General features: G+C 53.2%; 20 protein-coding genes. 7 read left to right on the forward strand and 13 right to left on the reverse strand.

Annotated elements, in window-relative coordinates; translation table 11 throughout:
- Positions 1-227 precede the first annotated feature (227 nt).
- Positions 228-2,327, reverse strand: a complete 2,100-nt coding sequence (gene dinG / locus BUB06_RS18440; RefSeq protein WP_039476272.1) for an ATP-dependent DNA helicase DinG — start codon at positions 2,325-2,327, stop codon at positions 228-230.
- A 179-nt stretch (positions 2,328-2,506) separates the two neighbouring features.
- Between dinG and BUB06_RS18445 the strand changes: the two genes are divergently transcribed.
- The 3 genes from BUB06_RS18445 (at position 2,507) to BUB06_RS22510 (ending at position 4,296) form a co-directional block, all read left to right on the forward strand.
- Entirely contained in the window at positions 2,507-3,352 is an 846-nt protein-coding gene (locus BUB06_RS18445) for a helix-turn-helix domain-containing protein (RefSeq protein WP_039476275.1), read from the forward strand.
- 52 nt (positions 3,353-3,404) lie between these two features.
- Positions 3,405-4,052 carry a LysE family translocator gene (locus tag BUB06_RS18450; RefSeq protein WP_039476278.1) on the forward strand — a complete coding sequence of 216 codons (648 nt, stop codon included), beginning with the start codon at positions 3,405-3,407 and terminating at the stop codon, positions 4,050-4,052.
- Between the two features lie 136 nt (positions 4,053-4,188).
- Positions 4,189-4,296, forward strand: coding sequence for a membrane protein (locus BUB06_RS22510; RefSeq protein WP_010297573.1), 108 nt, complete (start codon positions 4,189-4,191; stop codon positions 4,294-4,296).
- A gap of 101 nt (positions 4,297-4,397) precedes the next feature.
- Here BUB06_RS22510 and idi read toward each other — a convergent pair whose 3' ends face one another.
- Both idi and bglX read right to left on the reverse strand, forming a co-directional pair.
- The gene (gene idi, locus BUB06_RS18455; RefSeq protein ID WP_010297575.1) at positions 4,398-4,937 is read right to left on the reverse strand and encodes an isopentenyl-diphosphate Delta-isomerase; all 540 of its coding nucleotides are present in this window, start codon (positions 4,935-4,937) and stop codon (positions 4,398-4,400) included.
- 100 nt (positions 4,938-5,037) lie between these two features.
- On the reverse strand, positions 5,038-7,344 hold the full coding sequence (gene bglX / locus BUB06_RS18460) for a beta-glucosidase BglX (RefSeq protein ID WP_039476282.1): 2,307 nt from the start codon (positions 7,342-7,344) through the stop codon (positions 5,038-5,040).
- A 393-nt stretch (positions 7,345-7,737) separates the two neighbouring features.
- Here bglX and BUB06_RS18470 point away from each other — a divergent pair, with 393 nt between their 5' ends.
- Entirely contained in the window at positions 7,738-8,424 is a 687-nt protein-coding gene (locus tag BUB06_RS18470; protein ID WP_039476285.1) for a glutathione S-transferase family protein, read from the forward strand.
- Positions 8,425-8,498: 74 nt separating this feature from the next.
- Here BUB06_RS18470 and pbpG read toward each other — a convergent pair whose 3' ends face one another.
- From pbpG to dusC, 8 genes are all read right to left on the reverse strand, one after another.
- Positions 8,499-9,446: a D-alanyl-D-alanine endopeptidase gene (gene pbpG, locus BUB06_RS18475; protein WP_039476287.1), complete on the reverse strand. Its 948-nt coding sequence runs from the start codon at positions 9,444-9,446 to the stop codon at positions 8,499-8,501.
- Positions 9,447-9,588: 142 nt separating this feature from the next.
- Positions 9,589-10,107: a DUF6622 family protein gene (locus tag BUB06_RS18480; RefSeq protein WP_139294555.1), complete on the reverse strand. Its 519-nt coding sequence runs from the start codon at positions 10,105-10,107 to the stop codon at positions 9,589-9,591.
- Positions 10,108-10,185: 78 nt separating this feature from the next.
- Positions 10,186-10,542: an FMN-binding protein gene (locus BUB06_RS18485; protein ID WP_039476290.1), complete on the reverse strand. Its 357-nt coding sequence runs from the start codon at positions 10,540-10,542 to the stop codon at positions 10,186-10,188.
- 60 nt (positions 10,543-10,602) lie between these two features.
- Entirely contained in the window at positions 10,603-11,145 is a 543-nt protein-coding gene (gene cyaB / locus BUB06_RS18490; protein ID WP_010297594.1) for a class IV adenylate cyclase, read from the reverse strand.
- Positions 11,146-11,528: 383 nt separating this feature from the next.
- Positions 11,529-12,077: a hypothetical protein gene (locus tag BUB06_RS18495; RefSeq protein ID WP_039476293.1), complete on the reverse strand. Its 549-nt coding sequence runs from the start codon at positions 12,075-12,077 to the stop codon at positions 11,529-11,531.
- Between the two features lie 16 nt (positions 12,078-12,093).
- The gene (mmuM, locus tag BUB06_RS18500; RefSeq protein ID WP_039476296.1) at positions 12,094-13,041 is read right to left on the reverse strand and encodes a homocysteine S-methyltransferase; all 948 of its coding nucleotides are present in this window, start codon (positions 13,039-13,041) and stop codon (positions 12,094-12,096) included.
- On the reverse strand, positions 13,034-14,446 hold the full coding sequence (gene mmuP, locus BUB06_RS18505; RefSeq protein ID WP_010297603.1) for an S-methylmethionine permease: 1,413 nt from the start codon (positions 14,444-14,446) through the stop codon (positions 13,034-13,036). Before mmuP ends, mmuM begins: the two co-directional genes overlap by 8 nt.
- Positions 14,447-14,796: 350 nt before the next feature.
- A complete protein-coding gene (gene dusC / locus BUB06_RS18515; protein WP_039476299.1) occupies positions 14,797-15,729 on the reverse strand; it encodes a tRNA dihydrouridine(16) synthase DusC in 933 nt (310 codons plus the stop codon).
- Positions 15,730-15,941: 212 nt separating this feature from the next.
- Here dusC and BUB06_RS18520 point away from each other — a divergent pair, with 212 nt between their 5' ends.
- Positions 15,942-16,613 carry an epoxyqueuosine reductase QueH gene (locus BUB06_RS18520; RefSeq protein ID WP_039476301.1) on the forward strand — a complete coding sequence of 224 codons (672 nt, stop codon included), beginning with the start codon at positions 15,942-15,944 and terminating at the stop codon, positions 16,611-16,613.
- A gap of 50 nt (positions 16,614-16,663) precedes the next feature.
- Here the strand turns inward: BUB06_RS18520 and BUB06_RS18525 are convergent, their stop codons facing one another.
- On the reverse strand, positions 16,664-18,259 hold the full coding sequence (locus BUB06_RS18525; RefSeq protein WP_039476305.1) for an ABC transporter substrate-binding protein: 1,596 nt from the start codon (positions 18,257-18,259) through the stop codon (positions 16,664-16,666).
- Positions 18,260-18,453: 194 nt separating this feature from the next.
- Between BUB06_RS18525 and pepT the strand changes: the two genes are divergently transcribed.
- On the forward strand, positions 18,454-19,683 hold the full coding sequence (pepT, locus tag BUB06_RS18530) for a peptidase T (RefSeq protein ID WP_039476308.1): 1,230 nt from the start codon (positions 18,454-18,456) through the stop codon (positions 19,681-19,683).
- A 42-nt stretch (positions 19,684-19,725) separates the two neighbouring features.
- Here pepT and BUB06_RS18535 read toward each other — a convergent pair whose 3' ends face one another.
- Positions 19,726-20,598, reverse strand: a complete 873-nt coding sequence (locus BUB06_RS18535; protein WP_039476310.1) for a helix-turn-helix domain-containing protein — start codon at positions 20,596-20,598, stop codon at positions 19,726-19,728.
- Between the two features lie 115 nt (positions 20,599-20,713).
- Here BUB06_RS18535 and BUB06_RS18540 point away from each other — a divergent pair, with 115 nt between their 5' ends.
- The gene (locus BUB06_RS18540; RefSeq protein ID WP_039476314.1) at positions 20,714-21,613 is read left to right on the forward strand and encodes a DMT family transporter; all 900 of its coding nucleotides are present in this window, start codon (positions 20,714-20,716) and stop codon (positions 21,611-21,613) included.
- Positions 21,614-21,732 lie beyond the last annotated feature (119 nt).

The raw sequence follows: 21,732 nt of genomic DNA on the forward strand, positions 1-21,732 counted from the left end.
CGCATTCGTTTTTGAAAAGGAAGGAAATTTTATTCGCTGCGTTAATTTTCATCATGGTACCTGTCCCTGGTTGATAAAAACCGCACTGCGTAATGACACACTTTGTCACACGAATTAACGGCATCCTTGCTGTTCCGAGACAAATCTAACAAATAAGAATAAAAAAATATAGCGCTAAATAGGGATTAATTACCCCTTTATTCTGCAAACGAATATATAGGAATTTGCTATGGCATATCCCGCTGTTCAATCGGGAAAACGGGCAGCGCCGCCAGCAGTTGTGCGCCATAGCCTTTGGTCAACAGGCGACGATCGTAAATGACGATTTCACCAAAGCAGTCATGGCTACGAATAAGGCGTCCAACCTGCTGGATGAGGTTAAACGAGGCGCTGGGCAGGCTTTGTACGATAAACGGATGCCGTTTGAGACTTTTTAACCACTCGCCTTCCGTCAGAATCACCGGGCTGTCGATGGGCGGAAACGCGATTTTATGGATATGCACCTGAGAAAGGAGATCCCCTTTCAGATCCAACCCTTCCGCAAAGGACTGTAAACCAATCAACACGCTAGTCTGGCCTTCCTGTACCCGCTGCCGATGTAGCTCGACCAACCTGTAGCGCGGCTTATCTCCCTGAACCAGCAGCATCAGGCGTAAATCGGTCACCTGCGTCAGAAAGAGTTGCATGGCACGCTGGCTGGCAAACAGCATCAGCATCCCTTTATGCTTATCCTGTTTTAACTCCGCCCGGAAGAACTGTGCCATTTCAGCAATATGCTGCGACTCTGACTCCATCAGCGGTTCATAACGCATTTTGGGAATCACCAGACGCCCTTGTTCGCGGTGGTTGAACGGTGAATCCAGCGCGATAAAGGTGTCCCCTTCCTGCTCGCTCAGTCCAGAAAGCTCCTGTATACGCGCAAAACTGTTCAACGAGCGCAGCGTTGCCGAGGTCATCACGACGTGCGACACCTTCCCCCACAGCAGCCTTTCAAGCTGATCGCAGACGCGGATCCCCGCACAGTGCAGGTGAAGATGCGGCTGGTTATCGCGCATTTCCCGCGTAATCCATTTGGAAACCGGCGCGTTCGACGACTTCTCCATCGCCGCCAGTCGCCACAGCTTGCTCATGGACTCAAGATAGCCCTGCTGGCGGCTCATTTTCAGCAATGCCTGATAGACCCGCACCACGTCATGCTTGCCGGTTTTCTCGCTGAGATCGTTAAGCATATACTCTGCCAACGCCCGCAGCGTGTCGGTCAGTTTGAACAACCGCACGCAGAGTTCACGCATTTCATCCGGCATTTTGCCCATCGCAAAACGGTATTCGGTTTCCTGCCCGTCATGCGGAAGAAACAGCCCGCACATTTGCGAGAAAGACAGCACGCACTCACGGATCTCCTCACAGTGGCTGGTTAACCGTTCGCTGTTAGCGAGTCGCGGCGGCGATTTAGGAGCAAACTGCGCCATACATTGCCCGATAAGCTGCACCAGCTGTTCCAGTTGCGCCATCATATAAGCCGGATGAATATCGCCAGACATCTCCAGCGTATCGCGGGCAACATCGGGAATGTGGTGCCCTTCGTCGAGCACCAGCAGGAGATTTTTAGGGGGAGGAAGTACCGATTCGCTTTCCATCGCCGCCATCACCAACGCATGGTTGGTCACCACAACATCGGCCTGTTCGATCTCACGCCGTGCGATGAAGAACGGGCACTCGCGGTAGTAATGGCAGTTGTGCGCGAGACAGTTCGCTTTGTCCGTACTCAACTTCTGCCACAGGCTATCGTCAAGTGAATCCTGATAATGATCGCGCAGCCCATCCCAGGCATGACCTTGCAGTGCTTTCTCAAGCCGTACACAGGTACGTTTTTCCTCCTTGCTGGCGGACATCAGCTCATCGTCCAGAAAGAGCGGTAAATCCCCCTGCGCGTCAGGATCGGTTGCCAGCATCGCCAGATTACGTGGGCAAATATAACGACGACGGCCAAATGCAGCGGTAAATTTCAGTTCGGGAATAAACTTCTGCAACAGCGGTAAATCTTTGCTGTAAATCTGATCCTGCAACGCCACATTCGCGGTGCTGACCACCAGCGTTTTGTCCTCCGCACGCCCTACCGCAATACCCGGAATAAGGTAAGAAAGCGTTTTCCCGACGCCGGTTGGCGCTTCTATAGCCAGATGGCGCGGGTAATCGCCCGCCAGCGTTTTCGCCACTTCGGCAATCATCTGTCGTTGGGGAACGCGGGAAATAAAATCCGGAATTTGCTCTTGCAGGGCCTTATACCATTGACCAATCTGCAATTTTATTGCGGGGGACAGCGCCATGCATACTCTGTATCTGTGTAATCTGGCCGCCATTGTCCCACAGACGCCCGGCGACGTCAGCCGATATCACGCTCGCGACAATTCCGATCTCGACAATCTTCCGCCCAGCGATTAGGGTAAACCCTATCTGTGTCGCGAGCGGTAAACGCTATTTTCATAAACAATAGCTTCGGTAAATTATGTCTTCAGTCCACGCCATTAACCAATCGTACTGGTTTTCGCCACGGTTACCGCATGTTGAAAGCCGTAGCACGCGCAATAGCAGCCACGCCTACAAAACACATAGCCACGCGCAATTCTCTATTGGGGCGATAGAACACGGCGAAACGCTTTGCCATTACCGCAACGAAACCCATCACTTACAGGTTGGCGACCTGATTTTCATCGATCCTCAACAGCCGCACAGCTGCAACCCACTTCCTGGAAAAACACGCAGTTATCACATGCTTTATCTGGATACCGAGTGGTGTCTCGATCAGATTGCGACGCACTGGGGTTATCAAGCGGATACCTTGCGTTGCAGCCGCGTTGTCCTACGCGATCCCGCACTGTTTATACGTTATCAGCACGTAGTGACCCTGCTGTATCGGGGAGAAATTGCGTCAGCAGATCATCACCTCAGAGCGATGCTGGAACCGATTTGGCGGCAATATTGCCTGCCTGCGCCGTCTTGTTTGCCAGCTTTACCCCATCATGCTTCGCAAACCACGACGCGCCACGTACGCGAACGTCTGCTGAATAATTTGCAAGAATCACCCTCGCTGGAAACGCTGGCGGAGGAGCTGAACCTGCGACGTGAAACCATCGTGCGACAATTTCGTCACGATACCGGCATCACACCGATGGCATTCCTGAATAATGCCCGCATTGAGTATGCCAAATCGCTGCTGAAACAGGGCACGCCGCTGGTTGATGCCAGCTATCAAAGCGGCTTCTGCGATCAAAGCCATTTCCACAAAACGTTTGTGCAATACACCGCCGCGACACCGGGTCAGTACGCGCGATCAATATTTGACAATAAATAGCGGGACACCTTGTCTAGACTGACCTCGATTACTTATCGAGGTCAGAAATAGCATGTTTATTAATACCCTTTTTTCCGCCGATTCTCTCTTTCCCACCCACTTTCCTGCTCTGGCGCTGGCGCATTTTGTGGCGCTACTGAGCCCAGGCCCAGACTTCTTTCTGCTGACGGCCTATGCCATTCGCTACCGGCTGCGCGGCAGTGCAGGAATTTGTCTGGGCATCGCGCTGGGCAATGGCATTTACATCCTGCTGGCAGCGATCGGCTGGGCAGGTATTCAGCATTCGCCCACGCTGTTTACCCTCATCGAATTAGCCGGGGCGACCTATCTGCTCTGGGTTGGCTATCAGTTAGTGAAAAGTCGTTCTGTGCTATCGCTACAGGCGGAACAGCAGTCCGATCGTTGCCCAACGCTGCGTAAACAAATCCTGCTGGGGCTCGGCTCAGCGCTGTTAAACCCCAAAAATATGTTGTTCTACATCAGCCTGATGACCAGTATTCTTGGGCAACATGTGACACCTACGCAGCAAGTCGTCAGCGGTAGCTGGATGTTTTCTGTCGTGCTGGTGTGGGATTTGCTGATCGCCGCGCTGATCGCTCGTCCGTTGGTTCAACAGCATTTAACTCGCTGGCTTAACCCGATTGAGCGCGGAGCCGGCGTCATTCTGATGTTTTTCGGTCTGCTGTTGTTATTTCGATAATTGTTATTTTAGTAATTGTTATTTCGCTAATAGATATTTCGATAATGAAGGGCAGTTAAAAAGCGCGGAGTGTTTTGGCCTTGTTTCATGGGCGGAAGGCTTTATAATTCGGAGCAGTTAACAAAAGGATAACCTGATGACTCTTCAAAAAATCGGCATTATCGGTCTTTTTGCCCTGCTCGCCTTAGGCGGAATGTCTGGCATGATGCTGGTGGGCTACATTATTATCGAGCACGCGGGCTGAGGCTTTCGGCCCGCAGCACTATTACTACGGCACGAATGCGCGAACGGTGCCGCATGGAAACGCGGCAATTAACGCAGTTGTTCACGCTAATGTGAAGGCGACTAATGCGATTGCTCAGACTGAAACGTCTGCCAGTAATCAGGGATACGCGCGAAGGTCAGTTGGAACCAGGCCGTAAACTGGTCGGGCGTCGTCGCCATCCGCTGTGCAATGTCGTCTATCGACTGATATTCATAGCTCGACACTTCATCGGGATTCATCTGCGGAACGTCGTCCGTCACGCCAAAATACACATGCCCCAGTTCATGCTCAATCAGCCCGTTATCCAGCGGCAAACGATAGGTCAGCGTAAACATCGGCGTCAGCGCACAGCGTAGCCCCATTTCTTCATACAAGCGGCGATGTGCTGCCTGCAACGTCTCTTCACCGGGCGCAGGATGGCTACAGCAGGTATTACTCCATAGACCGCCGCTGTGGTATTTCTCCTCTGCCCGCTGCTGCAATAACAACTGCTGGCGAGAGTTGAAGATATAGACGGTAATCGCACGATGTAATGCTCCTTTTACATGCGCTTCCTGTTTTTCCATTACGCCCGTTGGCCTGTCATTTTCATCAACCAGTACCACTTCAGTCAACGGCATACCTTTCTCCTGCAATACCTGATTCTCCAACAATCACACTGTATTACGATCAGCACAATGCGTCTCGCCGCCGGAATTTTCGGCGGCGAGACAAACGTCATTATAGCAGGGTGAAGCTGTCGCTCTTCACACGCTGTGAATCCAGACCAATCATCACGTCGAATTTACCGGGTTCCACCACCTGCTGCATGCGGGCATTGTAGAACTTCAGGGCTTCCTGATCGAGCGTGAAGGTGACCGTACGGGATTCTCCCGGCTGTAACATCACTTTCTCAAAGCCACGCAGCTCTTTCAGCGGACGGCTGATGGAAGCCACCACATCGTGCACATACAGTTGTACGACCGTTTCCCCTGCGCGGCTGCCGGTGTTTTTCACCGTGACGCTGGCGTTGATCGTCCCATTACGCTTCATCGTCTGGCTGGACAAACGCACGTCTGACACGCTGAAGGTGGTGTAGCTCAGGCCGTAACCGAATGGATAGAGCGGACCATTAGCTTCATCGTAATAGTGAGACGTATATTTGCCTGGGTTTTCCGGCGTGTAAGGACGACCTGACGGCAGGTGATTGTAATAAATCGGGATCTGGCCGACGGAGCGTGGGAAGGACATCGGCAGTTTACCGGATGGGTTATAGTCGCCAAACAGCACATCGGCGATCGCATTGCCGCCTTCCGTGCCGCTGAACCAGGTTTCCAGTAGCGCATCGGCCTGCTGATCTTCACGCACCAGAGCCAGAGGACGTCCGTTCATCAGCACCAGAACCAGTGGTTTACCCGTAGCTTTCAGCGCGGCAATCAGGTCGCGTTGACCTTGCGGCAGGTCGATGTTCGAACGGCTGGATGCTTCATGCGCCATCCCAGCAGCTTCACCGACGACGGCGACCACCACATCCGCCTTCTTCGCTGCGGCTACGGCTTCATCGATCATCACCTGCGGAGGACGTTTATCCACCTGAACCGCATCTTCATACTGATTCAGGAAATCGATAATGCCTTTGTGATTACTGACGTTGGCACCTTTGGCATAGAGAATGGTGGCTTTATCGCCGACGGCATTCTTCAGGCCCTGATAGACGGTAATCGTCTGTTTCGTGACACCCGCGGCAGACCAGCTTCCCATCGTATCGCGCTGGCTGTCAGCCAATGGCCCCACAACGGCAATCGTGCCTTCTTTCTTCAACGGCAGCGTTTGCAGGCGGTTTTTCAACAGCACCAGACTCTTACGTGCCACATCGCGCGCATCCAGACGGTGTAAGCGACTTTCCGCGTTGGTATCTACCGGGTCTGAACCGACTGGCCCCAAATGACGATACGGATCTTCAAACAGCCCCATATCGTATTTCACGTTCAGCACCTGACGGCAGGCATCGTCAATCTCCTGCACGCTCACCGCCCCGCTTTTCACCAGCTCAGGCAGATAGCGCACGAAATACTCGTCGCTCATGCTCATGCCGATACCGGATTTAACTGCCAGACGCGACGCATCACGCGGATCGCTGGCCACGCCGTGCTTAATCAGCTCTTTAATCGCGCCGTGATCGGTAATGGTGATGCCTTTGAAATTCCACTGATCGCGCAGAACCTCTTTCAGCAACCAGCTATTTGAGGTGGCTGGCGTACCGTTGATTGAGTTCAACGCGACCATCACGCCGCTGCTGCCAGCGTCAATCGCCGCTTTGTAAGGCGGCATATAGTCCTGGAACATGCGCTGAGGGCTCATGTCCACGGTGTTATAGTCGCGTCCGCCTTCCACCGCACCGTAGAGTGCATAGTGTTTTACGCTGGTCATCAGCGAGTGGCGTCCGGTTACGTCATCGCCCTGAAAGGATTTGACTACCACACCAGCAATTTTGCTGGTCAACCAGGTGTCTTCACCGAAGCCTTCTGAAACGCGGCCCCAGCGCGGATCGCGGGTGATATCCACCATCGGCGCCCAGGTCATGTTCAGACCGTCTTCCGTCGCCTCGTAGGCCGCTACGCGTGCGCTTTTCGCAATCGCGTCCATATCCCAGCTAGAGGCCAACCCCAGTGCGATAGGAAAAATAGTCCGCTGGCCGTGTACCACATCGTAGGCAAAAAACAGTGGAATCTTCAGGCGGCTGAGCTGCATGACCTGATCTTGCATCGCGCGAATATCCGGGCGGGTCACCGTATTAAAAATCGCGCCAACCTGGCCGTTTCTGATCATTTCCCGAATGGCTTCTTTCGGGTTATCCGTCCCGACGCTGATTAATCGGAGCTGACCGATTTTCTCTTCCAGCGTCATTTTCTTCAGCAGATCCGTGACAAACGCATCACGCTGTTGATGTGAAGGCGATATTGATGCCGGCGCAGACGTCAACTCCTGCGCAAATGCCGGATTACAGGCAAGTCCAATTGCTATAGTCAGTGAAGTAAGCCATTTCATTCGTTATAAAGACCCAGTCAATCCAGGCGTCAGAGTCCAAACAGAGCGCTGAAGCACAAGACAGGTTGAAGATTCCGACGGTCACATCCCTTCTCTGACAAGGCGAAAAACACCTTCTCCTGCCTTAAGCGAATAAGGCTTCCCGATAGTGGTTGCCGCACCGACGCACTCAAATGCACAGCGCGTAATATAGTGCATTTATTGAGGTTTCATTTAATAAAAACTGCAAGAATAATGCTAAACGATACGCATAATTCACATTCCCCACCTTCCGTTTGCATCATCATCCTGATAGCAATGCGCAAAACCGCTAGATAAGCCGCGGAGAGGAGGATGATTTCTCCCCCCTTTCGTGCTAATGCTAAGGCTTCGTTAACACAAGGAGCATCAGACATGTATCAGCTGTATATCGCCAATAAAAACTATTCGTCCTGGTCACTGCGTCCGTGGGTGCTGTTGAAAGCACTGTCGATTCCTTTCGAAGAGAAACTGGTCGCCTTTGCACCGGGCATGTCACAGCCGGCATTTAAGGCCTTTTCACCGACAGCAAAAGTTCCCTGCCTGATCGATGGCGAGACCACCGTCTGGGATTCGTTGGCGATTACTGAATATCTGGCTGAACAACATCCCGGCGTCTGGCCTGCCGATGCCAAAACCCGCGCCTGGGCACGCTGTGCCGCTGCCGAAATGCATTCCGGCTTTACCGCACTGCGTAACATCTGCTCCATGAGCTGCGGCGTGCGCGTTAAAATGAACGAAATATCACCAGCTCTCAGCAACGACATTAACCGTATCTGCGAACTGTGGCAGGAAGGGCTGACGCGCTTTAGCGGACCGTTTCTGGCAGGGAAACAGTTTTCGGCCGTGGACGCCTTCTTTGCGCCGGTTGTTTTCCGTATCCAAACCTACCAGCTTCCCGTGTCACCGGAAGCTGCCGCCTACTGCGATTATCTGTTAGCACAGCCCGCCATGCAGCGTTGGCTAGAAGATGCATTAGCAGAAACCTGGCGTGAAGCTGAGCATGATGATGAAGTGAAAAAAGCGGGTGAAGTGATAGAAGATTTTCGCGCTCGCGCCTAGCGCCATCGCGGGCGGTGGCCTGTTCGACCACCGTCAAAACGTCCCCTTCCCACAGCATTGGGAAGGGGTACTGATTATTCAGTTTCGATACTCGCCATGCTCTGCGGTTGGCGCGAAGCCAGCGATTTTTGTTTCTTATAGCTCAACGCAGCGGCAGGCACCTCGCTGACCTTACCGGTTTCAATCCACTTACGCAGGCGGTTAGCATCCGCAAAGTGCGTATATTTCCCGAAGGCATCCAACACCACCAGCGCAACAGGCCGCTGATTAATGACCGTACGCATCACCAGACAGTGTCCCGCCTGATTCGTGAAGCCGGTTTTAGTCAACTGAATGCTCCAGTCCGCTTTATAGACCAGATGGTTCGTGTTTCTGAACGGCTGGCTGTACGCCGGATGGGAGAATGTCGCCGTTTTCTCCTGCGTGGTACTAAGCTGGCCCAGCAGCGGATATTGCTTACTGGCAATCAAGAGCTTGGTGAGATCGCGGGCGGTCGAGACATTATTGATGGACAACCCGGTCGGCTCTACATAACGCGTGTGGGCCATACCCAACGCACGGGCTTTAGCATTCATCGCACGAATAAACGCCTGATAGCCGCCCGGATAGTGGTGCGCCAAACTGGCCGCCGCGCGGTTTTCTGATGACATCAGCGCCAGTAGCAGCATGTCGCGGCGGCTGATCTCACTGTTCAGACGAACGCGCGAGTAAACCCCTTTCATTTCTTTCGTCTGGCTGATATCGACAGAGATGATTTCATCCAGCGGTTGATTGGCATCCAGCACCACCAGCGCCGTCATCAGTTTCGTCACCGAAGCAATCGGCACCACTACATCAGGGTTGCTGGAATAAAGGATGTGGTTATCACGCAGATCCACCACCATGGCGCTACCGGAAGCGATTTCCTGATGCGCAGTGCCAGCGGAGTACGTCGGCGCTTTCGCCACAGCCTGAGGCAACATCACAGCATGGGTTGACAGCAACAACAGGCCAAAAAGAGAAAGCTTAAAATTTTTAGTCATTCTTCAATAACTTAAACAGTATTCTGTTAAATGAAAGGGATAGGCACCGGCATTATAATTTACCGCCCTTTCCCACGCACTCATGCAGCAGAAAAAGCTTTGTGACAAATTTTGACAAACGATTATAGCAACCTACTGTTTTTTATCGTGTTGCGCCAGAGATGGTCTTATTTTTGCGCATGTGGTTGAGCAAACGCAGGCTGACGCCGCTGAATATCCCCGCAGTAATCCCACTTGCCGCACCCGACAGCAGGCAGAATACGGGGTCATGCGCCACCGCGGGAAACAGAGCCAACTGGACGGAAAAGTAGAAGTGAGAACTAAACGTCAGCAGCATCAAAACCAGCGGCCACCACGAACCAGTGCGTTGAAAATGGCGCGATTCCGGTAGGTAGGTTCCTGACGTCTTCCCCCACGCCCATCCGATGCCCAACCCAATGGTCAATGCCAGCAGAAATCCCCCCGCTGCCGCAAGCGGGAGTCGCAACGTATGAAAAATGGCACTGATACCCCACACCATGAAAACCATCGGCACAACTAACATCCGTGCCAGCGATTGCTGTCGCGGCCGGCTGGCTTTTACGCCGACATAAATCAGATAACCCAAAACGATCCACACCCAATAAGGCGTGTGACGCAGAATAATCAGCAGGTTCTCCACGGCTATGCCATTTCCTTTATCAATTAAGCCTTCATCAATGAAGCTTTCATAAACGGTGATAGTCCAAAAACTGTGCGACTATGGCGTGATTTTGGCCTGTTCCAGCGCCTGTTTCACCGCGTTAATCACCCCCTGACTCGATAACGTAGCCCCCGTTACCGCATCCACCTTGTTAATGTCCTGCTTCTCAATGAGTTCCGGCACAATTTGATCCGTCGCGCTCAGCATCATCGCTTCAGTATCGCCATGCTTCAGCACTTCAGCATTGGCAATCTTCCCGTCTTTAATGCTGACCGTGACCTCAACTTCTGCCGCCTTCCCCTGCGCTTTACCGATGTAGGCACCGTCTTTATAGTGCACCACATCGGTACCATGAGCGGACAGAGAAAAAGCCATCACTAACGTGGCCAGCAACGCCGAAATAGATTTTTTCATCATTTCCCCGTGTGTAAACCGAACAATAAAAACAACAATTCAATAACCAGAATAGAACAATTAATTAAAACCTAATAATTGATAATAAGATTTCGTTTCAATATTATCCAACGACAATTTAAGCCGTAGCGCACACTCTATACACCGATCCCTTAGTGCTTTCAACTGGGTTTCATCATCTGTCATCACCGATATTTCGACGAAATAACCCAGTGACTCAATATAATCGAGCGTAATATGGAAGGCGTTTAAAAAGTAGATGCTGCGGATTTTATGAATTTCAAAAAGGGGCCGATACCCCAAGGTCTGTAACATGCTGTCAGTTTTTTCAAAACCTTCAACGTTAACCGCTTCACAGCGATCGACGCCCGGCCCTTTCACAATCCAGAGCTTAATGCCTGATGGCTCCATGCGGCGCACCAGCATTTTGATATTTTGCTGTTGCAGGCGATTCTCTGCATCATCGTAATAAACATCATGTTCTTTATTTTCAAAGACGAAAGCCTCGGGATGAAGGCTAAAAAGTGTATTCCTGAAAACGGCTATATCGTCGATACGAAATTTAAGTTCAACTTCATATTTCCCTGTGAAATGTTCAACCATGTTCTTTCCCCTCACTGGATTCCCTGAAATAAAATTGACTCTCCGCTATATAGAACAGCGTTTTATTATGCTGTCATACGGAAATTCAAGATAATAATGGTTCAGTCATCCGCAAAATAGATCATACAGGTAACATAATATGGCCTAATGGCCGTCCTCTCACCCTCCTTGATTAACACCTTACGTCCTGTCACATCCTGGTACCGCGATAATCGTGCCGCGTTATTACCTTACAACGTCAGATATCCCGATCGCAATTTCCTGGCAACGAATATCTGTTGACGAATGCTATCGGCGATTTCCCAGAAAAAAATGCGGTCAGAATCCTTGCTGGACGCTGACCGCCGTTAATAGTAGCTGAGAAGGGAAAAACCGCTAGTTCTTCACGCCGCAACGGTAGGTAATAGCAAAATCAGTGCAGAATCGAAGCCGTGATGGTGCATAAATTCACGCAAAATCAGCAATCGGGCGGAGAAAGCGTTCTCTAGCGGAATCCCTTCCCAAGTCGCCGGGCTCCCCAGCATGACGCGTTCCAGACGTTTAAATGTCCGCTCCATGTCATCCTGTGGCAAACGCCAGCCTGCGTCCTCTTCCTCTGCTCCCGAAATCTGTGCGAGGGTCACCAATGCGGGGTCGAAAGAAAACAGAGCGGAATCCGCAGGGATGTCGTGGCGAATACGCGTCACTTCATCCTCAACCGCCATGATCGCCCGCTCCATCTCGTCCGGTGTTGGAGGAAGATGCTTGAAAAATGCCGCTGCCGTTTTGTCAAAACCGATGGTTAATTGCAGGGTTGCAGACGGTTGTGATGCCGTCCCACAGATGACGGTCGTCTGCTGCTCGCCAATATACAGTACTGTTATCGGCACATCCGGCGCGACGCGTTGTCTGGCAAGCGAGTACGCCTGTTGCAGGTTCACATCATTTTCCATCACAGCATCCCCTTATTTAGTGCTGACCCTCATGCTGGCAGCAGCGTGCAATACCAGCGATATCCGCAGGTGTGGTTCGGCAACAGCCGCCAATCAGCCGTGCGCCTGCAGCCTGCCACTCGGGCAAATACGCGGTCAACGAGCAGGCGTCGTCGTGAGCGCTGCTCCAGGTTTTCGTTACCGCATCATACTGCTCGCCGGAATTGGGATAAACCACCAACGGCAAATCTGTCAGCGAGGACAGGTGCGTCAGCGCGGGCGTCACGTTTTCCAGCGCGATGCAGTTGATACCCACAGCAACCACCTGAGAACAAGCGTTGACCCGCGCCAGCACCGTGCGCAATGGCGTGCCGTCGCTGAGATGTTCGCTGTCACGCAAGGTGAAGGAGAACCAGGCCTGCGCCTGAGGGAACTCGACCAGTAGCGCAATCAGCGCCTCTATTTCGGCAAAAGACGGCAGCGTCTCGCAGGCCAGCAGATCGGCACCCGCCTCATGCAGCGCCGCTATGCGCGGCCGATGAAACGCCATCATCTCAGCCTGTGGCAGTTGGTAATCGCCACGATACTCCGAACCATCCGCCAGATAGGCACCGTACGGCCCCACCGATCCCGCCACCAGCAGCGTGCCAGCCTGCGGATTATCGCGCCGGTAATCATCCCGCGCCTGCGCCGCCAGTTGTACGCTCTTGGCAATCAGCGCCAGTGACTCTGCTTCACCATACCCGCGCGCCTCAAACCCTTGAGGCGTAGCCTGATAGCTGGCCGTAATCGCACACTGCGCCCCGGCTTTGAAATAATCGAGGTGCACCTGATAAATCAGCGCCGGATTTTCAACCAGCACTTTCGCCGACCACAGCGGATCCGTTAAATCACAGCCGCGCGCTTCCAGTTCGGTTGCCAACGCACCGTCCAGCACAATCGTTGATGCCGTCGCCAGCATTTCGGTAACCGTATTTTTACGCAATGTCTTCCGCTCCCGTTAATCTACGTTTCTTCATTGACTGCGTGAAATAATAAGCACCATAGCACAGCGCGACAAACGGAATTCCACACCACAGGGCAATCCGCTGGCTTGGGTCAAACGCCAGCCCGACGCAGGCCAGCAGGCAGAGCAGGAAACCAAGAATCGGCGTGATCGGGAACCAGGGCGCACGATATTGCAGGTCGGAAAGCGGTTTTCCCGAGCGGACATGGTGACGGCGGAACATATAATGCGAGGCGCAGATACTCAGCCACACCGCCACGACGGCAAAGCCAGAAATCGCGGACAGCGCCACGTAAACGGTATCCGGTGCAACCACGCTGGAAAACAGCGCCAACAGCCCGCCCAGCATACTGACGGAAATGGCAAAAAGCGGAATACCACGACGCGTCAGGCGAGAAAAACGACGCGGCAACGTGCCTTCGTTGGACAGCGACCACAGCATACGCCCCGAGGCATACAGCCCTGAGTTAGCGGCGGACAGGATCGCCGTCAAAATGACGAAATTAAAAATGTCGGCCGCGTAAGGAATACCAATTTTTTCAAACACCAGCACAAACGGGCTTTTAGCAATACCGGCCTCTTCCATCGGAATGATCGCCGCCAGCACCAGCACCGTCCCCAGAAAAAAGATCACCAGCCGCGCGACGGTAGTACGAATCGCCATTGGCACCACCTTCTGCGGATTCTCGGTTTCGCCAGCCGCGATGCCGATCAGCTCCGTACCGGAGAAGGCAAAGTTCACCGCCACCATCGTCATCAGAATCGGCAGGCCGCCGTGTGGAAACCAGCCAGACGCGGTAATGTTCTGGAAGAACGGCGCGGGTGAACCGTCCTGCATCGGAATAAAGCCAAACATCGCGCCAGCACCGAGTACGATAAAAGCGAGAATCGTGACGACTTTAATGATAGAGAACCAAAATTCCCCTTCGGCAAAGAAGCGGGAAGACACAATATTCAGCAAATAGATCAGCACACAAAACAGCAAGCACCAGGTCCAGACCGGCACCTGCGGGAACCAATACTGCATGCAAAAACCGGCAGCGGTCAGGCTGGAGCCCAACGCAACTGTCCACGTCAGCCAATATAGCCACGCCACGGTATAGCCCGTCGCCGGACTGAGATAGCGGGAAGCATACACATGGAACGCGCCGGTTTCCGGCATGGCAACGGACAGTTCACCCAGACTCAGCATCACCAGATACACCACCAGCGCGCCGATCAGATACGCCAATAGCGTTCCGGCTGCGCCCGTCGTCGAAATAATGTAGCCCGTATTGAAAAACAGGCCGGTACCGATGACGCCGCCAAGAGAAAGCATCACCAAATGGCGAGCTTTCATGGTGCGCTTAAACTGCCCTTCCGTGCCTGATGCGTGTTGTTCCATGATGACCTTTCTTTATCAATGTATCCGCCCTGCTTTATGCAGCTGAACGGTATAGACCCTAAATAATTCGAGTTGCATGAAGGCGGCAAGTGAGGGAATCCCGATGAGCTTACACAGGTAAGTGATTCGGGTGAGTGAGCACAGCCAACGCACAGGCAACTTGAAGTATGACGGGTATAGACGTCTAAACTTCCAGATAGATGGAGTGTTATACCGTCAACCGATTCGTAAAGTAAAGTACAGACCAGCGGGAGAGCGATGAGGTGCGTTAAATCTGAACAGACATTGTCAGGAAACCAAGAACGGGAAATCCAGTGCGGGGAAACAGAGAACGGAAAAGCGGTGAGCGCTTATGGCTCACCAATCACACGGGCGATATCCGCCGAGGTTTTCAAGGTGCGGATCTCGCTGAATAATTCGGTGGCGTCGTCGTACTCTTTACGCAAGTAGCCGAGCCACTGTTTGATGCGTGCGACGTGGTACAGTCCCGTATCGCCCTGCTTTTCCAACTGCACATATTTTTGTAGCAGCAGCATGACCTCCGGCCACGGCATACGCGGTTCGTTATACTTAATCACGCGGCTCAGGTTCGGCACATTTAGCGCCCCCCGCCCGATCATCACCGCGTCACAGCCCGTTGTCGCCATACAGTCCTGCGCGCTTTGCCAGTCCCAGATTTCACCGTTGGCGATCACCGGAATCCGCAGGCGCTGGCGGATTTCCCCTATCGCCTGCCAGTTGATGCATTCGGCTTTATAACCGTCTTCCTTCGTGCGGCCATGCACGGCCAGTTCGCTTGCACCCGCTTGCTGCACCGCGTCGGCAATCTCAAACTGGCGAGCGCCCGAATCCCAGCCCAGCCGGATTTTCACTGTAACCGGCAAATGTGCGGGCACCGCCTCACGCATCGCTTTTGCGCCTCGATAAATCAGCTCGGGATCTTTTAACAGCGTCGCCCCGCCCCCGCTACCGTTCACCAGCTTCGACGGGCAGCCGCAGTTGAGATCGACGCCATACGAGCCCAGTTCTACCGCCCGCGCCGCATTTTCCGCCAACCACTGCGGGTATTGCCCCAGTAGCTGCACACGCACCAACGTACCCGACGGCGTGCGGCTGGCATGCTGTAATTCCGGGCAAAGGCGATAAAAGGATTTAACTGGCAGGCACTGATCCACCACGCGTAAAAATTCGGTGATGCACAGGTCATAATCATTTACTTCAGTCAGCAGTTCTCGCACTAATGAATCGAGAACCCCTTCCATCGGGGCAAGCAGAACACGCATAACGCTACTCGGTAACCATTCGATCGTTAATCACAGCCAGTCAGGCCAAAAAAAGCAGGCAATCTTAGGGGGTATTGTACGGGTAACGCAATGGGAAAGATAACGCGGGACGGGCCATGAGGTTGCCTCTTGTGAACATATCATCAATAATTCGTGACAAATTTGTGCCGACACCGTCCTTGCGGACCACAACGAAGTATGACGAGTCTATTATGTCGAATATCAAAACAGGCGCGCTGCAACGCCCACAGCTTTCTCTGCCGAATAATGCCGACAAACTGCTGCTGCACTCCTGCTGTGCGCCCTGCTCGGGTGAAGTCATGGAAGCCATCACCGCTTCAGGCATCGACTACACCATTTTCTTTTATAACCCCAATATCCACCCGCAGCGTGAATATCTGATCCGTAAAGAAGAAAACATCCGTTTCGCCGAACAGCATAACGTGCCTTTCATCGACGCAGATTACGATACGGATAACTGGTTTGAACGCGCCAAAGGCATGGAGTGGGAACCGGAACGTGGCGTTCGCTGTACCATGTGTTTTGATATGCGTTTCGAGCGCACGGCGCTGTACGCCGCAGAAAATGGCTTTAGCGTCATTTCGAGTTCGCTGGGGATTTCACGCTGGAAAAACATGCAGCAGATTACCGAGTGTGGGCATAACGCCGCGCAGAAATATCCCGGCGTCACCTACTGGGATTACAACTGGCGCAAAGGCGGTGGCTCGTCGCGCATGATCGAAATCAGCAAACGCGAACGTTTCTATCAACAGGAATATTGCGGCTGCATTTATTCCCTGCGCGATTCCAATAAGCATCGCAAATCACAGGGGCGCGATATTATCCGCATCGGTAAACTGTATTACGGTGATGAAACCGAATAACGCTACGCCGAAGTCAGGCACGCCGTACGGCGTGCCGTTTTCACTACGTCTTACTTCTTCACGTCTACCTGATAGAAAATATGCTTACCGAACGGGTCAACCTCATACCCGGTCACTTCCTTGCGCACCGGTTCAAAGATGGTGGAATGCGCAATCATGACGGCCGGTGCCTGATCGTGCATCATCTGCTGTGCCTGCTTGTATAGGGCAATACGCTGCTCGTGATCCTGTGAAGCGCGCGCTTCAATAATGATTTTATCAAACGGCGCATAACACCATTTTGCCGAGTTAGAACCACCGTTGGCTGCCGTACAGGTAAAGAGTGGCCCGAAGAAGTTATCAGGATCGCCCGTCGCCGTTGTCCAGCCCATCAATGCCGCCTGATGCTCACCGCCTTTCACCCTTTTCAGGTATTCGCCCCACTCGAAGGTGACAATTTTGGCCTGCACACCGACTTTCGCCCAGTCAGCCTGAATCATCTCCGACATGCGGCGGGCGTTCGGGTTATACGGACGCTGCACCGGCATCGCCCACAGCTCAATGGCAGTGCCTTCCGCCAAACCCGCTTCTTTCAGTAACGCCTTCGCCTTCTCAGGATCGTAGTCATAATCTTTCAGGTCGCTATCGGCACTCCAGACACCTGGCGGCAGCAGGTTTTTCGCCGCCGTTCCGGTTCCCTGAAAAACGGCTTCGATAATCGCTGGCTTGTTAATCGCCATCGTTAACGCTTGCCGCACTTTCACATTATCCGTCGGTGCCTTCTGGGTATTGAATGACAGGAAGCCGGTGTTCAATCCGGCCTTTTGCATTAGCACGATGTCCTTGTTCTCTTTCATACGCGGCAGGTCGGCAGGATTAGGGAACGGCATCACCTGACACTCATTCTTTTCCAGCTTGGCGTACCGCACGGAGGCATCCGGCGTGATGGTGAAAATTAGCCGATCCAGCTTGGCCTTGCCTTCCCAATAAGCGGGGAACGCCTTAAACAGAATGCGAGAATCTTTCTGATACTGCGCTAATTCAAACGGTCCAGTGCCAATCGGTTCCATATCCACGCGCTCCGGCGTCCCGGCTTTGAGCATCGCATCGGCATATTCCGCAGAGAGAATAGACGCGAAGTACCAGGCTAAATCAGCCAGAAACGGGGCTTCCGCATGGGAGAGCGTAAAGCGCACCGTGTGGTCATCCACTTTCTCGATGCTCTGGATCAGCGAGCCAAAGGACAAACTTTCAAAATTGGCATAGGTTCCTTTCGAGACGCTGTGGTAAGGATGCTGCGGATCTTTTTGCCGCATGAAGGAGAAAATAACGTCGTCAGCGGTAAAATCACGCGAAGGTTTGAAGTATTTATTGCTCTGGAATTTCACGCCTTTGCGCAAATGGAAGGTATAGACGCGTCCATCGGCGCTAATGTCCCAGCGTTCTGCCAGACTCGGCACCAGCTCCGTGGTACCCACTTTGAAATCCACCAGACGGTTATAAATCGGCACGGCGCTGGCATCCACGCTGGTACCCGAGGTGTAAAGCTGCGGATTAAAGTTTTCCGGCGACCCTTCAGAGCAGTACACCAGCGTATTCGCCGAGGCCGCTGAAGCGACCGCCAGCGTCAACGCTGCCAGAGTCAATCGTATTCCTGCTTTTTTCATTCCAGTCCTCGCTTATTGTGTTATTCGTGTCCCATTTAGTGTTATTCGTGCCCCATTTACTGCGTTGGCTTTCTGACTTCCGCTGTCTGAAATATAAAAATCATGACCATAAAATGACAAATAAAACCATCGAATGAAATAATTTCTACGTTAGGATAACTGTCATAGCTATTACTGAATAAAAAGGATTCGTTATGACAGACCGTTTGGCTCATCAGCTCAGCACGCGTTTTTACCGTTACCTCGCCGTCACCAGCCAAAGCGATGCCGGTTCAACAACGTTGCCTAGCACGCCGGAACAGCATGAAATGGCGCAATTGCTGGCGGATGAGCTGCGTGCACTGGGCCTACAGGATGTGGTGATTGATGAGCACGCCACCGTGACAGCCGTGAAGCCGGGCAACTGTCCGTCCGCACCGCGCATCGGTTTTATTACCCATATCGATACGGTTGACGTCGGCCTGTCGCCGCATATTCATCCGCAAACGTTGCGCTTTACCGGTGAAGACCTGTGTCTGAATACCAAGCAGGACATCTGGCTGCGCACGGCGGAACACCCAGAAATTCTGCCGTATGTTGGGCAGAACATCATTTTTAGCGACGGCACCAGCGTACTCGGCGCGGACAACAAGGCTGCTGTTACCGTAGTGATGACGCTCATGGAGAACCTGACCGACACTACGCCGCACGGCGATATCGTGGTGGCCTTTGTGCCGGATGAGGAGATTGGGCTGCGTGGTGCGAAAGCGCTCGATCTCAAACGCTTTGATGTCGATTTCGCCTACACCATCGACTGCTGTGAACTGGGTGAAGTGGTGTATGAGAACTTCAATGCGGCTTCCGCAGAAATTCGCTTTACCGGTGTGCCCGCGCACCCGATGTCGGCGAAAGGCGTGCTGGTTAACCCGTTGCTCATGGCACATGACTTTATCAGCCAGTTCGATCGCCAGCAGACGCCGGAGCATACGGAGGGACGCGAGGGCTATGTCTGGTTTAACGATCTGACGGCAAATGCCAATGAAGCGAAGCTCAAAGCGTCTATCCGCGATTTTGATTTAGCCACGTTTGAACAGCGGAAGCAGCAGATCGCCGCGATCGCAGAGAAGATTGGCGCGCAGTATCCGACTGGCAGCGTGACCTACACCCTCACAGATATCTACAGCAATATCAGCAACGCGATTACCGACGATCGCCGGGCCATCGACCTGCTGTTTGCCGCACTGGACACACTGGGCATTGAACCCAAGGTGACACCAATGCGTGGCGGAACGGACGGTGCGGCGCTGTCTGCCAAAGGGTTGCTAACGCCGAACTTCTTCACCGGCGCGCACAATTTCCACTCGCGCTTTGAATTTTTACCCGTGCCGTCGTTTATAAAATCGTATGAAGTGGCGCTGAATTTATGCCTGATGGCGGCGAAATAATCGCGTCCAGAAAAGAGAAAGGCGGACATCCGTCCGCCCCACCTACTTCTGTGCCAGCCGCAGCGCCGACGGCGTCAGGCCGTATTCCTTTTTGAATTGGTGGCTCAGGTGGCTGGCGGAACTGAACCCGCAGGCCAGCGCGATGTCCGTGATCGACAGTTTACCTTGCCGCACGAGCGCTTCAGCGCGAGTCAGCCGCTGTTTCAGGACATACTGATGCGGTGCCATCCCCACGCTTTGGCGAAACATGCGCGCAAAGTGAAACTCGCTAAGCCCCGCTTCCGCCGCCAGCGCCTGTAGCGTCAGCGGTTGATCGAGATGTGCCTCAATTTGCATCTTGCTACGCCGTAATACCGCTGGCGACAGCCCGCCGCGCACCGTCGGCAATTCCCACTGTAATTGGGTGTAGCCACGCAGCACCTGAATCATCAACAGCGTCGCGGCGCTGCTAAGCACAAGCTGATTCGCCGAGTCGTCCCAGCGGTTACTAAGCAAGAACTGCCGGTACAGCGACGTAATCAGCGGATCGCTGCCAAATATCCGCTCTTCTGTACAGATCGATGCGGGGCTACGATCCCAGGTTTGCTCGGCCAGCTGCCGCAGGTGCGCATCGTCAAAATACAGGTGAACAAAATTGAGGTCACCACGGATATCCCAGGTCGACGAACTCTGTTTCGGCATCAGGCAGAAACGATCTGGCCCACCGCCGTTATGCCAGCCGTCCTCTGTTTTATGATAGCTCTCATAGCCACCGGCAGTATAAAGACTGAGCGTATGGTGTTCGGTGTTTTCCATCGTGACACGATCGTGGCGGTTAAACCATGAAGCAAGCCGCACGCCGGAGGTCAGCTCGACGGTGTCGCGCAGTTCGGTTTTATGATGCAGCATGGTATCGAACGCTTTATAACGATGCATTGCTGCCTCCGTTTCTCACTTAACCGCAAGATTCTGTTATTCACCGCAAGGGGCTGAAAGCCCGCGACAAACGCACGCGCCATACTGCCGTCATGCACTCATGCGGAATCACTCAATGAATACGTTACTCTATTTTTCTGTCGTCCTGATTTGGGGTACGACCTGGATCGCAATTAGCCTACAACAGGGCGAAGTCGCCGCCGAAGTGTCCGTTTTCTGGCGCTTTGCGCTGGCATCGGCCATCTTACTGACGTTTCTGGCGCTGACACGCCGCCTGCGCCCGCTTTCGCCACGCGCTCACCTGCTGTGTATGGTACAAGGGCTGTGTGTATTCGGCGTCAACTTTCTCTGTTTTTACCACGCCATCGCCTGGATTTCGAGTGGATTAGAATCCATCATTTTCTCAATGGCGGTGCTATTTAACGCCTTTAACAGCCGTCTTTTCTTCGGGCAGCCGTTAACGCGCAACGTGGCGATCGCCACACCGCTAGGACTCATTGGTATCGTCGCGCTGTTCTGGCATGACCTGACGCAAATCGACGCGCAGCCCTATCTGCTGTGGGGCGTGGGATTGAGCATTCTGGGCACCTACTGCTTCTCACTCGGCAATATGATTAGCGCCCAGCACCAGCGACAGGGCCGCGACGTACTGACGACCAACGGCTGGGGTATGGGATATGGTGCGCTATGGATGGGGCTGTTCAGCCTGATTCAGGGATATAGCTTCGCCCCAGAGTACGACACCAGCTATCTGGGTTCACTGTTCTATCTGGCCATCTTTGGTTCAGTCATCGGCTTCGGTGCCTACTTCAGCCTGATCGGTCGCATCGGTGCCAGTCAGGCGGCTTACACCACGCTGCTCTTTCCGCTGGTGGCACTGTCGATTTCGACGCTGTTTGAAGATTACCAGTGGCGGCTCAACGCGCTTATCGGCCTGTTGCTGATTCTGGCGGGTAACGCGGCGATGTTCTACCGCCCACGCCGTCCCGTTGCACAACCCGCAACAGCAAAATAACGTGATAAAAAAAGGGAGCCGCTGGCTTAATGCCGATCAGTTAAGGATCAGTTGAACGATCCGGTACTTGTGTAACAATCCGTAATCTCACAGGGATTACGGATTTTTTTATGCTACTC

This window comes from Pectobacterium carotovorum, assembly GCF_900129615.1.
GTDB lineage: Bacteria > Pseudomonadota > Gammaproteobacteria > Enterobacterales > Enterobacteriaceae > Pectobacterium > Pectobacterium carotovorum.

Excerpts from the sequence above, each read along its gene's own strand:
- dinG (WP_039476272.1), bottom strand. The coding sequence starts at position 2,327 with ATGGCGCTGTCCCCCGCAATAAAATTGCAGATTGGTCAATGGTATAAG.
- BUB06_RS18445 (WP_039476275.1), top strand. The coding sequence starts at position 2,507 with ATGTCTTCAGTCCACGCCATTAACCAATCGTACTGGTTTTCGCCACGG.
- BUB06_RS18450 (WP_039476278.1), top strand. The coding sequence starts at position 3,405 with ATGTTTATTAATACCCTTTTTTCCGCCGATTCTCTCTTTCCCACCCAC.
- BUB06_RS22510 (WP_010297573.1), top strand. The coding sequence starts at position 4,189 with ATGACTCTTCAAAAAATCGGCATTATCGGTCTTTTTGCCCTGCTCGCC.
- idi (WP_010297575.1), bottom strand. The coding sequence starts at position 4,937 with ATGCCGTTGACTGAAGTGGTACTGGTTGATGAAAATGACAGGCCAACG.
- bglX (WP_039476282.1), bottom strand. The coding sequence starts at position 7,344 with ATGAAATGGCTTACTTCACTGACTATAGCAATTGGACTTGCCTGTAAT.
- BUB06_RS18470 (WP_039476285.1), top strand. The coding sequence starts at position 7,738 with ATGTATCAGCTGTATATCGCCAATAAAAACTATTCGTCCTGGTCACTG.
- pbpG (WP_039476287.1), bottom strand. The coding sequence starts at position 9,446 with ATGACTAAAAATTTTAAGCTTTCTCTTTTTGGCCTGTTGTTGCTGTCA.
- BUB06_RS18485 (WP_039476290.1), bottom strand. The coding sequence starts at position 10,542 with ATGAAAAAATCTATTTCGGCGTTGCTGGCCACGTTAGTGATGGCTTTT.
- cyaB (WP_010297594.1), bottom strand. The coding sequence starts at position 11,145 with ATGGTTGAACATTTCACAGGGAAATATGAAGTTGAACTTAAATTTCGT.
- BUB06_RS18495 (WP_039476293.1), bottom strand. The coding sequence starts at position 12,077 with ATGGAAAATGATGTGAACCTGCAACAGGCGTACTCGCTTGCCAGACAA.
- mmuP (WP_010297603.1), bottom strand. The coding sequence starts at position 14,446 with ATGGAACAACACGCATCAGGCACGGAAGGGCAGTTTAAGCGCACCATG.
- dusC (WP_039476299.1), bottom strand. The coding sequence starts at position 15,729 with ATGCGTGTTCTGCTTGCCCCGATGGAAGGGGTTCTCGATTCATTAGTG.
- BUB06_RS18520 (WP_039476301.1), top strand. The coding sequence starts at position 15,942 with ATGTCGAATATCAAAACAGGCGCGCTGCAACGCCCACAGCTTTCTCTG.
- BUB06_RS18525 (WP_039476305.1), bottom strand. The coding sequence starts at position 18,259 with ATGAAAAAAGCAGGAATACGATTGACTCTGGCAGCGTTGACGCTGGCG.
- pepT (WP_039476308.1), top strand. The coding sequence starts at position 18,454 with ATGACAGACCGTTTGGCTCATCAGCTCAGCACGCGTTTTTACCGTTAC.
- BUB06_RS18535 (WP_039476310.1), bottom strand. The coding sequence starts at position 20,598 with ATGCATCGTTATAAAGCGTTCGATACCATGCTGCATCATAAAACCGAA.
- BUB06_RS18540 (WP_039476314.1), top strand. The coding sequence starts at position 20,714 with ATGAATACGTTACTCTATTTTTCTGTCGTCCTGATTTGGGGTACGACC.